This window comes from Phyllobacterium sp. LjRoot231 (assembly GCF_964253365.1).
Taxonomy (GTDB): Bacteria; Pseudomonadota; Alphaproteobacteria; order Rhizobiales; family Rhizobiaceae; genus Phyllobacterium.
Genome location: NZ_CAXUQT020000001.1, coordinates 3386021 through 3398418, shown reverse-complemented (window position 1 = coordinate 3398418; position 12398 = coordinate 3386021). Strand labels below are relative to the sequence as shown.

Sequence of the window (12398 nt, the reverse complement as noted above, 5' to 3'; positions counted from 1 at the left end):
TGTGAGAAGGACCCGACGTGAAGTGAACACCGCTGGTTCGAACAATATTCGAACGTGTCTTTTATTTAATCTTTGGTGCTCAAGAAGCGTTGCGCCGCATAAAGCGAGATAGCCGCCGCGTTCGAAACGTTGAGCGATTTGATTGCGCCGGGCATGTCGAGCCGGGCGAGGTGGGTCACGGTTTCGCGTGTTTTCTGCCGTAGGCCTTTGCCTTCGGCGCCGAGAACCAGCGCGATACGACCCGGCGTCATGGTCTTTTCCAGTTCGCGAGGCCCTTCCGAATCAAGGCCGATCGTGGTGAAACCAAGATCGTGCAACTCACCGATCGCATCGGCGAGATTGCGCACCTCTACATGGGGGATGAGTTCGAGGGCGCCGGACGCGGCCTTGGCCAGAACACCGGATTCCTGCGGACTATGGCGGGCCGTGGTGATGATGGCGCCTGCGCCGAAGGCAACGGCAGAACGCATGATGGCGCCGACATTGTGCGGATCGGTTACCTGATCAAGAATCAGCAGCAGCGGACTTTCCTGCAATGCTTTCAGCGATTGCGGCTTCAGCGGCTGCGCTTCGATCATCACGCCCTGATGCACCGCCTCCGAACCGGTTTCCCGGTCGATGGCGCGTGGCTCGACGATTTCAACATCGAAGGGCAGGGCGTCGGTGTTGGTGATTTCCAGCCGGTCCAGCGCGTTCTTGGTAACAAGCATCCGCTTGATCTTGCGGGCGGGGTTGTCCAGCGCTGCGCGCACCGTATGCAAACCGTAAAGCCGCACGAGGCCTTCCGGCGCCGGCGTGCCGCTGACGGGTGGCCGTGACGCGCGTTCGGCTTGCTTCGGCGCGCCCCCGGCCTTTTGATCGCGGAACTGACGGCGCAGCGTCGCGTAGTGAGAATCTTTTTGTGTATGGGTTGGCTTTTGATCGGTCATGGCGCGACATATACTCTTTCGCTGCGCAAGGCGATACATGCTTGTGGCTGAAATTGCGCGTGCTGGTTGCTTCACCGCGATAATTCTTTAGGCTATTTTCACAAGCCATTCATTTTCTGAAGGGAAGTGTTGACACCACGAAGGCTAGTCGGCATAAGGCCCTCCGCAAGCAGCAGCCGGGAAACAATGTCCGGTGAGCTGTGTGCAGAGTGCCAAATGGCGCGGTTCCATCGGCAGTGACCGGAGGAGTGCCCGAGTGGTTAAAGGGGACGGACTGTAAATCCGTTAGCTTGGCTTACGTTGGTTCGAATCCAACCTCCTCCACCACTGCCGGAACCGACCGCCTGGCGCATACTCCAAAGCCCGATTCGGTTTTGGAAGGGTTATGCGCTATCTATGTGTTGCTGTATCTTCCCGCGTCCAAGAGGATGCACGGATCAGCAGGATATGCGGGTATAGCTCAGTGGTAGAGCAGCAGCCTTCCAAGCTGAATATGCGGGTTCGATTCCCGCTACCCGCTCCAGATTTGATGACGGACGGCGCGCTGTCTCGTCTCAGCTACAAACATGGTGCCGGCCCTAGACCGGTTGTGATGACGAGAGAACGACAGTTATGGCTAAGAGCAAGTTTGAACGTAACAAGCCGCACGTCAACATTGGCACGATTGGTCACGTTGACCATGGCAAGACGTCGTTGACGGCGGCGATTACGAAGTATTTCGGTGAGTACAAGCCGTACGACCAGATCGACGCAGCACCGGAAGAAAAGGCGCGCGGCATCACGATTTCGACGGCGCACGTCGAGTATGAGACGGTTGCGCGTCACTATGCGCACGTCGATTGCCCCGGCCACGCCGACTATGTGAAGAACATGATCACCGGTGCGGCGCAGATGGACGGCGCGATCCTCGTCGTTTCGGCTGCCGACGGCCCGATGCCGCAGACCCGCGAGCACATTCTGCTTGCCCGTCAGGTTGGCGTTCCGGCGATCGTCGTGTTCCTGAACAAGGTCGACCAGGTTGACGATGCCGAGCTTCTCGAACTCGTCGAGCTCGAAGTACGCGAGCTTCTGTCGAAGTATGATTTCCCCGGCGACGACATTCCGATCGTCAAGGGTTCGGCTTTGGCTGCGCTTGAAGACTCAAACAAGGAAATCGGCGAAGACGCCGTGCGTGCCTTGATGGCGGAAGTCGACAAGTACATTCCGACACCTGAGCGTCCGATCAACCTGCCGTTCCTGATGCCGATCGAAGACGTTTTCTCGATCTCCGGCCGTGGTACGGTTGTGACGGGCCGCGTCGAGCGCGGGATCGTCAAGGTCGGTGAAGAAGTCGAGATCATCGGCATCAAGCCGACGACGAAGACGACGGTGACCGGCGTCGAGATGTTCCGCAAGCTGCTCGACCAGGGCCAGGCCGGCGACAACATCGGCGCACTGATCCGCGGCGTTGGCCGTGAAGACGTCGAGCGCGGCCAGATCCTGGCGAAGCCCGGTTCGGTCAAGCCGCACACCAAGTTCAAGGCAGAAGCCTACATCCTGACGAAGGACGAAGGTGGCCGTCATACGCCATTCTTCTCCAACTACCGTCCGCAGTTCTACTTCCGCACGACCGACGTGACGGGTGTTGTGACTTTGCCGGAAGGCACGGAAATGGTCATGCCCGGCGACAACATCGCAGTCGATGTGACGCTGATCGTGCCGATCGCCATGGAAGAGAAGCTGCGCTTCGCTATCCGTGAAGGTGGCCGCACCGTTGGTGCAGGCATCGTCTCGTCGATCATTGAGTAATATATTCTGATAGTTCGAATCGGGAAGGGCGGTCCATTGGGCCGCCCTTTTTGTTCCACTGTTTTAGTACCAAAGTCTAATTTCTCTCAGCTACAACTTCTGGTATCAAATTTACGCAAAGCCGGTCCAGATATTTTGCGGAGTTAGAGTGTTCCAGACAGTACCCGTTAAATATCGTTATCGGCTTTTCTTCCTCATTTTCCTGATGGTCCCTGTTCTGCAATACATAGCGATGGCGCCGGCGCTTGCTACCATGGCGGAGGATCAGCCGCGCTTTACCACACCAGGAAATATCAGCCGCCCCTATACGCCAGTCCGGTTACCCGATCTCCCGAAGAGCCCAGGCGCTACGACCCCTGGAAATATCAGCCGCCCTTATACTCCTGGCGGACTCTTGGGACGCTCCTTCGTGTCTTCTGACACTAATCGTCCCAATAAGCAGGTTCGGCCTCCAAAAAATGGCGTGGTGCTTTTTGAGCCCTATACGCCCGTTCGGCTTCCTGATCTCCCCAAGAGTAGTGGGGTTTCTTCTGTACCCTATACGCCGGTTCGATTACCCGATCTTCCCACAAAAAGTGCTGTACCTTCTGAGCCGTACGCTCCTGCAAGGCTTTCGACCCCAGACAAGGCTCCCAAGCCCTTCAAGCTCACCGATCCGGCCATGCGGTTTGCTATCGTGCGGAACGCTTCCGCAAGCTGCGAACCAACCTGTCCGGAGTGGATAGCGGCCTCGGGTACGATTACAGCGAATACCCCCTCAAGATTGCGCAAGGTCCTGCGACAGCTGGGCAAGCGGCGATTGCCCATTGTGATAGAATCGAATGGCGGTGCAGTGGACGCGGCCATGGAAATAGGACGCTTGATCCGAAAGCGGGGGCTCGACATTGCGGTTGGAAAAACCAGCTTCTATGAATGTGATCCTGACCAGAAAGGTTGCAAGCCAAAATATTCGGATGGCGCTTATGCGGGCTTTGCCTATCCCGGTTGGGCAGCTTGCATGTCAGCTTGCCCATTTATCGTTGCCGGCGGCACCAAACGTTTTGTGGGTCTGTGGGCAGAGCTTGGTGTCCACCAGATCACCACCACAGTTACCAAAACAATGGTAAAATACCGGACACGCTACCGGATCGTGAAAGGCAAAAAGAAAATCGTCGATACGAAAATCGTTGGGCGTAGATCGACCGGAACGTACAAGACAACCGAACTATCCAAAGGTTATCGCAAACGACTCAACGCTTACTTCAATGAAATGGGTGTCGACGCTGGCATTGTCGCTAAAATGCTTTCAATTCCGGCAAGCGATATTTCCATTCTGGACCATGATGAGTTGTTGAATTTTCGAATGACAACTGGTCCCGGCGATGTGGGCGATTTCTCCAGCGCGAGCACCTGCGCGCAAGAGCCAAAACCTGCAAACTGCATTGAATTAAGTGCAATCGTCACTAAATAAACAATTATCGAGCGTCTCGGCAGTGGGATCGGTTCGAGAAGTTTGTCAATGACACCTTGATCATACCTTTGGGACTTGAAAAGCTCTCCGCTTTGTGGAATGTACGCCCCGAACATATAGGGGAGTAGCTCAGTTGGTAGAGCGGCGGTCTCCAAAACCGTAGGTCGCAGGTTCGAATCCTGTCTCCCCTGCCAACACATAGTCTGCCGGTGCACGATTGGATGGTGCAATGGGCAGATGTTTGGAAAGAAACGAATCCGGGGGCCTTGTGTTTTACCGGAATCGGTTCTATGTAACATCAACAGACACGCGGTGCGTGGAGCTGAACGATCAGCTTTACGGGCCGTAATGGTGTGGACAGATGGTGTTGTTTCAATGGCAACACAGAATGTTTACAGCAACATGACACGCACGAGCGGTAAATGGCATCCAAAACGAATCCAATAACTTTTTTTCAGCAAGTGCGCGCTGAAACCGCAAAGGTCACGTGGCCTTCGCGTCGCGAAACGCTCATTTCCACCGCGATGGTGATGGTAATGGCGTTTTTTGCTGCGATTTTCTTTTTCGCAGCTGATCAGTTGATGGCATACGGGATCGATCTGATTCTCGGTCTTGGTCGTTAACGCAGGCTGACAAGAAAATCGGGATTGGGAAATAGCAATGACCGCGCGCTGGTATATCGTTCACGCCTATTCGAATTTTGAGAAGAAGGTCGCCGAGTCGATCGAAGAAAAGGCAAGGCAGAAGGGTCTGTCGCACCTTTTCGAGAAGATTCTCGTGCCGACCGAAAAGGTGGTCGAAGTGCGCCGTGGCCGCAAGGTCGATGCCGAGCGCAAGTTCTTTCCGGGTTATGTCCTGGTCCGTGCCGATCTGACGGATGATGCGTATCATCTGATCAAGAACACACCGAAGGTGACGGGTTTCCTCGGTTCGGACAACAAGCCGATTGCGATTTCCGATAAGGAAGCCGATCGCATCCTGATGCAGGTTCAGGAAGGCGTCGAGCGGCCAAAGGCTTCGATCTCGTTCGAGATTGGCGAAAGTGTTCGCGTTGCCGATGGTCCGTTCGCTTCATTCAACGGCACCGTACAGGAGGTCGACGAAGAGCGTTCGCGCCTCAAGGTCGAGGTTTCGATTTTTGGCCGCGCTACGCCGGTCGATCTGGAATTTGGTCAGGTGGAAAAAGTCTGATCAATCGGCGGCTCTCTAGAGTCGCTTGCTGCGTCAGCAGCAAACATGGTGGGAGGTAAGGCAGCCTTTAGCCGGGCTTTCGATCCGCACCACCAAACTGCAACCGCCGGTTATCCGGCATAAAGATAAGCCGCCGGTTAGCCGGCATGGTGAAAAAGGCAGGAAGTTATGGCTAAGAAAGTAGCAGGCCAGCTCAAGCTGCAGGTTTCGGCAGGATCGGCAACGCCATCCCCGCCGATCGGACCGGCACTTGGTCAGCGTGGCATCAACATCATGGAATTCTGCAAGGCCTTCAATGCGGCTACGCAGGAACTGGAAAAGGGTTCGCCCATTCCGGTCGTGATTACATATTATCAGGACAAGTCCTTCACATTTGCGATGAAGACGCCGCCAGTGTCTTACTTCCTCAAGAAGGCTGCAAACCTGAAGTCGGGTTCGAAAGAGCCGGGCAAGGTCGTTGCTGGCAAGATTTCGCGCGATAAGGTGCGTGAAATCGCTCAGGCGAAGATGAAGGACCTGAATGCAGCGGACGTTGAAGCCGCTATGCGCATGGTCGAAGGTTCTGCCCGTTCAATGGGCCTGGAAGTGGTGGGCTGAGACGATGGCAAAACTATCAAAGCGTGTAGCGAAAGTTCGTGAAGGCGTTGACCGTAACAAGCTCTATGACCTGACTTCGGCTATTGCCATGGTCAAGGAGCGTGCGGTTGCCAAGTTCGACGAGACGATCGAAGTTGCAATGAATCTCGGCGTTGATCCCCGTCATGCGGACCAGATGGTTCGCGGCGTCGTCAATTTGCCGAATGGCACGGGCCGTACGGTTCGCGTAGCTGTTTTTGCACGAGGTGCCAAGGCTGATGAAGCCAAGGCTGCAGGTGCAGATATCGTTGGTGCGGAAGATCTGTTCGAGATCGTCAACAGCGGCAAGATCGATTTCGATCGCTGCATTGCCACTCCGGACATGATGCCGCTCGTTGGCCGTCTCGGTAAGGTTCTCGGCCCGCGCGGCATGATGCCAAACCCGAAGGTTGGCACGGTTACGGCTGACGTTGCCGCTGCCGTCAAGGCTTCCAAGGGCGGTGCTGTAGAGTTCCGCGTCGAGAAGGCTGGTATCGTTCACGCCGGCGTCGGCAAGGCATCCTTCGATGCCAAGGCGCTGGAAGAGAACATCAAGGCATTCGCCGATGCAGTCACCAAGGCAAAGCCAACCGGCGCCAAGGGTGATTACGTCAAGCGCGTCGCGATTTCCTCGACGATGGGCGCTGGCGTCAAGATCGATCCAGCAACGGTACGCGTTGCGTAAGTGCTGATTGAAGTTTCAAGCTTAACTGTTTGAGACTAAAGAATTCCAGGCCCTTCGGGGCCTGGATAACCGGACGAAAATCCGGTTATCCTGTCCGAGATTGCGGGTGGTTCGCCTTAATTCATCAAGAACCCGCATGAGACGTGGAAAAACCAAGTTTAGAGGGCTTCGCCCGATGAACAAGGTTCGAACCGTAGTTGCCTTTCGCTTGCAGCCGATCTCGGCGAAGCAGGGGGGACAGGATCCTCAAGTGCTGTGTGGTTTCAATCTTCGGATTGCTACTTTGTAGCAAAAGGCAACCCGGCAGGAATGCAATCTCGCATTTCTGCCAAATGGAGAGAGACAGTGGAAAAAGCGGAAAAGCGCGAATTCGTCGCGTGGCTGAATGGGGTCTTCAAGGACTCTGGTTCAGTTGTCGTGGCCCACTATACCGGTCTCACCGTTGCGCAACTGAGCGATCTTCGCTCGAAGATGCGTGATGCTGGTGGCACCGTTAAAGTCGCGAAGAACCGCCTTGCCAAGATCGCTCTTCAGGGCACGGATTCGGAAGGCATCGCTGACCTGTTCACAGGTCAGACACTCGTTGCTTATTCCAACGATCCGATTACGGCACCAAAGATCGCCATTGAATTTGCCAAGGGTAACGAAAAGCTCGTCATCCTCGGTGGCTCGATGGGAGCAACAACTCTCGACCCGGACGGTGTGAAGGCTTTGGCCGCACTCCCATCCCTCGACGAGTTGCGCGCAAAGCTGGTTGGTATGATCCAGACACCGGCTACCCGCATCGCTCAGATCGTCAACGCACCGGCAGGTCAGCTTGCCCGCGTTTTTGGCGCCTATGCCCGGAAGGACGAAGCGGCATAAGGCCGTTCTCGCTGTCAATATATCGAACCTTGTAAAGGAATATCAAAATGACTGATCTCGCAAAGATCGTAGACGACCTGTCCAACCTGACTGTTCTCGAAGCTGCTGAACTTTCGAAGCTTCTTGAAGAGAAGTGGGGCGTTTCTGCTGCTGCTCCGGTCGCTGCTGCTGCCGCTGCTGGCGGTGGTGCAGTTGCTGCTGCAGTTGAAGAAAAGACTGAATTCGACGTCGTTCTGACCGAAGCCGGACCTAACAAGATCAACGTGATCAAGGAAGTTCGCGCCATCACCGGTCTTGGCCTCAAAGAAGCCAAGGACCTCGTTGAAGCCGCTCCTAAGGCGGTTAAGGAAGGCGTTAACAAGGAAGAATCTGACAAGATCAAGGCACAGCTCGAAGCTGCTGGCGCCAAGGTCGAACTCAAGTAAGCCTTGCACTGTTTGGCGGGCAGGGCAACCTGTCTGCCAACTCCTGCGCCGTGCGTCTGTTTAGACGCACAAAGGACGCAGGAGCACTAAGAATGTTCCCCTCGGGGAATCCGGTACTGAACCCTTTTCCTGACGGCAATTTCGATGCTTTCAGGAAACGGGTTTTGTCCCGTTCACGGGGCCGCATAAGCGGTTTTAAGAAACAGGCCAGTTTCTGGCATAAAGACGAGGAGCGACGATGGCTCAGACCCATTCTTTCAATGGTCGTAGGCGCGTACGCAAGTTTTTCGGTAAGATTCCGGAAGTCGCAGAGATGCCGAACCTCATCGAGGTTCAGAAAGCTTCCTACGATCAGTTTCTGATGGTGGAAGAGCCCAAGGGCGGGCGTCTGGATGAAGGTTTGCAGGCTGTATTCAAGTCTGTGTTCCCGATCCAGGATTTCTCGGGTGCTTCCATGCTCGAATTCGTCAAGTACGAGTTCGAAGCTCCAAAATTCGACGTTGACGAATGCCGTCAGCGCGATCTGACTTATGCTGCGCCACTGAAGGTGACGCTGCGCCTCATCGTGTTCGATATCGATGAAGATACCGGCGCGAAGTCGATCAAGGACATCAAGGAACAGGACGTCTACATGGGCGATATGCCGCTCATGACCGACAACGGCACGTTCATTGTCAACGGCACCGAGCGCGTGATCGTATCGCAGATGCACCGTTCGCCGGGCGTCTTCTTCGATCACGACAAGGGCAAGACGCATTCGTCCGGCAAGCTTCTGTTTGCCGCACGCGTCATTCCTTACCGCGGTTCCTGGCTCGACATCGAATTCGATGCCAAGGACGTTGTCTATGCGCGTATCGATCGCCGCCGCAAGATCCCCGCGACGTCGCTGCTGATGGCGCTTGGCATGGATTCGGAAGAAATCCTGTCAACCTTCTATAACTCCATCACTTTCAACCGTGATGGCGATACCTGGCGGATTCCGTTCTCCGTGGATCGTTTCCGCGGATTCAAGGCGACCACTGACGTTATCGATGCCGATACCGGCGAGGTTATTCTCGAGACCGGCAAGAAGCTGACGGCACGCAGTGCCAAGCAGCTCGCTGAAAAGGGCCTGAAGTTCATCAAAGCGACTGAAGACGATCTGCTCGGCACCTATCTCGCCGAAGACATCGTCAACATGGAAACTGGTGCAGTCTACCTCGAAGCCGGCGACGAACTCGACGAAAAGACGCTCAAGGTCCTGCTTGATACCGGTGTGACGGAAATCAACGTTCTCGATATCGACCATGTCAATATCGGACCGTACATCCGCAACACGCTTGCCGTTGACAAGAACGAGAACCGTCAGGACGCACTGTTCGACATCTATCGCGTCATGCGTCCGGGTGAACCGCCAACAATCGACTCGGCCGAAGCCATGTTCAAGTCGCTGTTCTTCGACAGCGAACGTTACGATCTCTCGGCCGTCGGCCGCGTGAAGATGAACATGCGCCTCGATCTCGATGCAGAAGACACCGTTCGCATCCTGCGCAAGGAAGACATCCTCGCTGTGGTCAAGATGCTGGTTGATCTGCGTGATGGCCGCGGCGAAATCGACGACATCGACAATCTCGGCAACCGCCGTGTGCGTTCGGTCGGCGAATTGATGGAAAACCAGTACCGTGTTGGTCTGCTTCGCATGGAGCGCGCCATCAAGGAACGCATGTCGTCCATCGAAATCGACACCGTGATGCCGCAGGACCTGATCAACGCGAAGCCGGCAGCAGCTGCCGTTCGCGAGTTCTTCGGTTCCTCGCAGCTGTCGCAGTTCATGGATCAGACCAACCCTCTGTCCGAGATCACGCACAAGCGTCGTCTTTCGGCATTGGGACCTGGTGGTCTGACCCGCGAGCGCGCAGGCTTCGAAGTTCGCGACGTTCATCCGACGCATTACGGCCGTATCTGCCCTATCGAGACACCGGAAGGCCCGAATATCGGTCTGATCAACTCGCTCGCAACCTTTGCCCGGGTCAACAAGTACGGTTTCATCGAAAGCCCGTACCGCAAGATCATCGATGGCAAGGTGACGGACGAAGTCGTCTATCTGTCCGCGATGGAAGAAGCCAAGTATCACGTGGCGCAGGCCAATGTGGAATTGGATGCCTCTGGCGCGTTTACGGATGAATTCGTTGTCTGCCGTCATGCGGGTGAAGTTCTGATGGCACCGCGTGAAAACGTGGATCTGATGGACGTTTCGCCAAAGCAGCTCGTATCGGTTGCCGCAGCACTTATTCCGTTCCTGGAAAACGACGACGCCAACCGCGCTCTGATGGGCTCGAACATGCAGCGTCAGGCCGTTCCCCTGGTTCGTGCCGAGGCGCCGTTCGTCGGAACCGGTATGGAGCCGGTCGTCGCTCGCGATTCCGGTGCCGCTATCGGTGCACGCCGCACAGGTATTGTCGATCAGGTCGATGCGACCCGTATCGTTATCCGTGCGACGGAAGATCTCGTGCCGGGCAAATCGGGCGTCGATATCTATCGCCTGATGAAGTTCCAGCGTTCGAACCAGAACACCTGCATCAACCAGCGTCCGCTGGTTCGTGTTGGCGACCGGATCGAAAAGGGTGACATCATCGCTGACGGTCCTTCGACGGATCTGGGCGATCTGGCGCTCGGCCGCAACGTGCTCGTCGCGTTCATGCCGTGGAATGGTTACAACTACGAAGATTCCATCCTGCTTTCTGAAAAGATCGTTTCGGATGACGTCTTCACCTCGATCCATATCGAGGAGTTCGAAGTCATGGCCCGCGACACGAAGCTCGGACCTGAAGAAATCACGCGCGACATTCCGAACGTTTCGGAAGAAGCGCTGAAGAATCTGGACGAAGCCGGCATTGTCTACATTGGCGCCGAAGTTCAGCCGGGCGATATCCTCGTCGGCAAGATCACACCGAAGGGCGAAAGCCCGATGACTCCGGAAGAGAAGCTTCTGCGAGCCATCTTTGGTGAAAAGGCTTCGGACGTTCGTGACACCTCGATGCGCATGCCGCCCGGGACCTACGGTACGGTTGTGGAAGTTCGCGTTTTCAATCGCCACGGCGTTGAAAAGGACGAGCGCGCCATGGCGATCGAACGCGAGGAAATCGAGCGTTTGGCCAAGGACCGTGACGACGAACAGGCTATCCTTGACCGCAACGTCTATGGCCGTCTGGCTGACGTTCTCAATGGCAAGTCTGCTGTTGCCGGACCGAAGGCGTTCAAGAAGGGCACTGTTGTTACACAGGACGTCATGGGTGAATACCCGCGTTCCCAGTGGTGGCAGTTTGCTGTCGAGGACGAGAAGATCCAGGGCGAAATCGAAGCTCTGCGCAACCAGTACGACGACTCCAAGAAGCTGCTTGAGCAGCGCTTCATGGACAAGGTCGAAAAGGTCCAGCGCGGCGACGAGATGCCTCCAGGCGTCATGAAGATGGTCAAGGTCTTTGTCGCTGTGAAGCGCAAGATCCAGCCGGGCGACAAGATGGCTGGCCGTCACGGCAACAAGGGCGTTGTTTCGCGTATCGCCGCTGTTGAGGATATGCCGTTCCTTGAAGACGGAACGCATGTCGACATCGTGCTCAATCCGCTTGGCGTGCCAAGCCGCATGAATGTCGGGCAGATCCTCGAGACGCATCTGGGCTGGGCTTGCGCCGGAATGGGCAGGAAGATCGGGGAACTGATCGATGCCTACAAGGCACAGCACGCACAGGGCGAACAGGGCGACATTGCACCGCTGAGAATGACGATTGAATCGATCATTCCGGACAATGACCGCAACGAGCCGGTTCGCAACTACGATGATGAGAGCATCATTCGTCTTGGCGAACAGATGAAGCGTGGCGTATCGATTGCAACACCGGTGTTTGACGGTGCGCATGAACCGGACATCAATGTGATGCTGGAACAGGCGGGTCTGCATTCTTCGGGTCAGTCGACGCTTTATGACGGACGTACGGGTGAGACTTTCGATCGTCAGGTGACTGTCGGCTACATCTACATGCTGAAGCTGCACCATCTGGTCGACGACAAGATCCACGCCCGTTCGATCGGACCATACTCACTCGTCACGCAGCAGCCTCTGGGTGGTAAAGCCCAGTTCGGTGGTCAGCGCTTCGGTGAAATGGAGGTCTGGGCCCTTGAAGCATACGGTGCGGCCTACACGCTGCAGGAAATGCTTACGGTCAAGTCCGACGATGTCGCCGGTCGTACCAAGGTCTACGAGGCGATCGTCCGCGGCGACGACACGTTCGAGGCCGGTATTCCGGAGAGCTTCAACGTTCTCGTCAAGGAAATGCGTTCGCTCGGTCTCAATGTCGAGTTGGATGATACACGCCAGCTGGAACAGCAACAGGCATTGCCTGACGCTGCAGAGTAAAAAGGGAAGGGTGCGTGGTTCTGCTGCGCACCCGACCGGTTTGTTTCGAGCTGCTGCT

General features: G+C 55.8%; 10 protein-coding genes and 3 tRNA genes. 12 read left to right on the top strand and 1 reads right to left on the bottom strand.

Annotated features, from left to right (window positions below; all coding sequences use genetic code 11):
* Window positions 1-65 precede the first annotated feature (65 nt).
* Window positions 66-929, bottom strand: coding sequence for a 23S rRNA (guanosine(2251)-2'-O)-methyltransferase RlmB (rlmB, locus tag ACSQ3H_RS16790; protein ID WP_436118071.1), 864 nt, complete (start codon window positions 927-929; stop codon window positions 66-68).
* 242 nt (window positions 930-1171) lie between these two features.
* Here rlmB and ACSQ3H_RS16785 point away from each other — a divergent pair.
* The 12 genes from ACSQ3H_RS16785 to rpoB all read left to right on the top strand — a co-directional run bounded on the left by ACSQ3H_RS16785 (window position 1172) and on the right by rpoB (window position 12340).
* Window positions 1172-1256: transfer RNA gene (locus tag ACSQ3H_RS16785), tRNA-Tyr, on the top strand.
* A gap of 122 nt (window positions 1257-1378) precedes the next feature.
* Window positions 1379-1452, top strand: a tRNA-Gly gene (locus ACSQ3H_RS16780).
* A gap of 89 nt (window positions 1453-1541) precedes the next feature.
* Window positions 1542-2717, top strand: a complete 1176-nt coding sequence (tuf, locus tag ACSQ3H_RS16775; protein WP_436118064.1) for an elongation factor Tu — start codon at window positions 1542-1544, stop codon at window positions 2715-2717.
* 148 nt (window positions 2718-2865) lie between these two features.
* Window positions 2866-4167 carry a hypothetical protein gene (locus ACSQ3H_RS16770; RefSeq protein WP_436118070.1) on the top strand — a complete coding sequence of 434 codons (1302 nt, stop codon included), beginning with the start codon at window positions 2866-2868 and terminating at the stop codon, window positions 4165-4167.
* Between the two features lie 118 nt (window positions 4168-4285).
* Window positions 4286-4361: transfer RNA gene (locus tag ACSQ3H_RS16765), tRNA-Trp, on the top strand.
* Window positions 4362-4589: 228 nt separating this feature from the next.
* Window positions 4590-4790, top strand: a complete 201-nt coding sequence (gene secE, locus ACSQ3H_RS16760) for a preprotein translocase subunit SecE (protein WP_250020275.1) — start codon at window positions 4590-4592, stop codon at window positions 4788-4790.
* A 37-nt stretch (window positions 4791-4827) separates the two neighbouring features.
* Entirely contained in the window at window positions 4828-5358 is a 531-nt protein-coding gene (nusG, locus tag ACSQ3H_RS16755) for a transcription termination/antitermination protein NusG (protein WP_112531272.1), read from the top strand.
* A 168-nt stretch (window positions 5359-5526) separates the two neighbouring features.
* Entirely contained in the window at window positions 5527-5955 is a 429-nt protein-coding gene (gene rplK / locus ACSQ3H_RS16750; RefSeq protein WP_112531271.1) for a 50S ribosomal protein L11, read from the top strand.
* 4 nt (window positions 5956-5959) lie between these two features.
* Entirely contained in the window at window positions 5960-6658 is a 699-nt protein-coding gene (gene rplA, locus ACSQ3H_RS16745) for a 50S ribosomal protein L1 (RefSeq protein WP_436118069.1), read from the top strand.
* A 345-nt stretch (window positions 6659-7003) separates the two neighbouring features.
* The gene (gene rplJ / locus ACSQ3H_RS16740; protein ID WP_099999173.1) at window positions 7004-7522 is read left to right on the top strand and encodes a 50S ribosomal protein L10; all 519 of its coding nucleotides are present in this window, start codon (window positions 7004-7006) and stop codon (window positions 7520-7522) included.
* Between the two features lie 47 nt (window positions 7523-7569).
* The gene (rplL, locus tag ACSQ3H_RS16735) at window positions 7570-7947 is read left to right on the top strand and encodes a 50S ribosomal protein L7/L12 (RefSeq protein WP_112531268.1); all 378 of its coding nucleotides are present in this window, start codon (window positions 7570-7572) and stop codon (window positions 7945-7947) included.
* Window positions 7948-8185: 238 nt separating this feature from the next.
* Entirely contained in the window at window positions 8186-12340 is a 4155-nt protein-coding gene (gene rpoB, locus ACSQ3H_RS16730; RefSeq protein ID WP_436118068.1) for a DNA-directed RNA polymerase subunit beta, read from the top strand.
* Window positions 12341-12398: the final 58 nt, after the last annotated feature.

Coding starts and splice junctions, on each gene's coding strand:
- nusG (WP_112531272.1), top strand. CDS start 4,828: ATGACCGCGCGCTGGTATATCGTTCACGCCTATTCGAATTTTGAGAAG.
- rplL (WP_112531268.1), top strand. CDS start 7,570: ATGACTGATCTCGCAAAGATCGTAGACGACCTGTCCAACCTGACTGTT.
- rplA (WP_436118069.1), top strand. CDS start 5,960: ATGGCAAAACTATCAAAGCGTGTAGCGAAAGTTCGTGAAGGCGTTGAC.
- tuf (WP_436118064.1), top strand. CDS start 1,542: ATGGCTAAGAGCAAGTTTGAACGTAACAAGCCGCACGTCAACATTGGC.
- rpoB (WP_436118068.1), top strand. CDS start 8,186: ATGGCTCAGACCCATTCTTTCAATGGTCGTAGGCGCGTACGCAAGTTT.
- secE (WP_250020275.1), top strand. CDS start 4,590: ATGGCATCCAAAACGAATCCAATAACTTTTTTTCAGCAAGTGCGCGCT.
- rplK (WP_112531271.1), top strand. CDS start 5,527: ATGGCTAAGAAAGTAGCAGGCCAGCTCAAGCTGCAGGTTTCGGCAGGA.
- rlmB (WP_436118071.1), bottom strand. CDS start 929: ATGACCGATCAAAAGCCAACCCATACACAAAAAGATTCTCACTACGCG.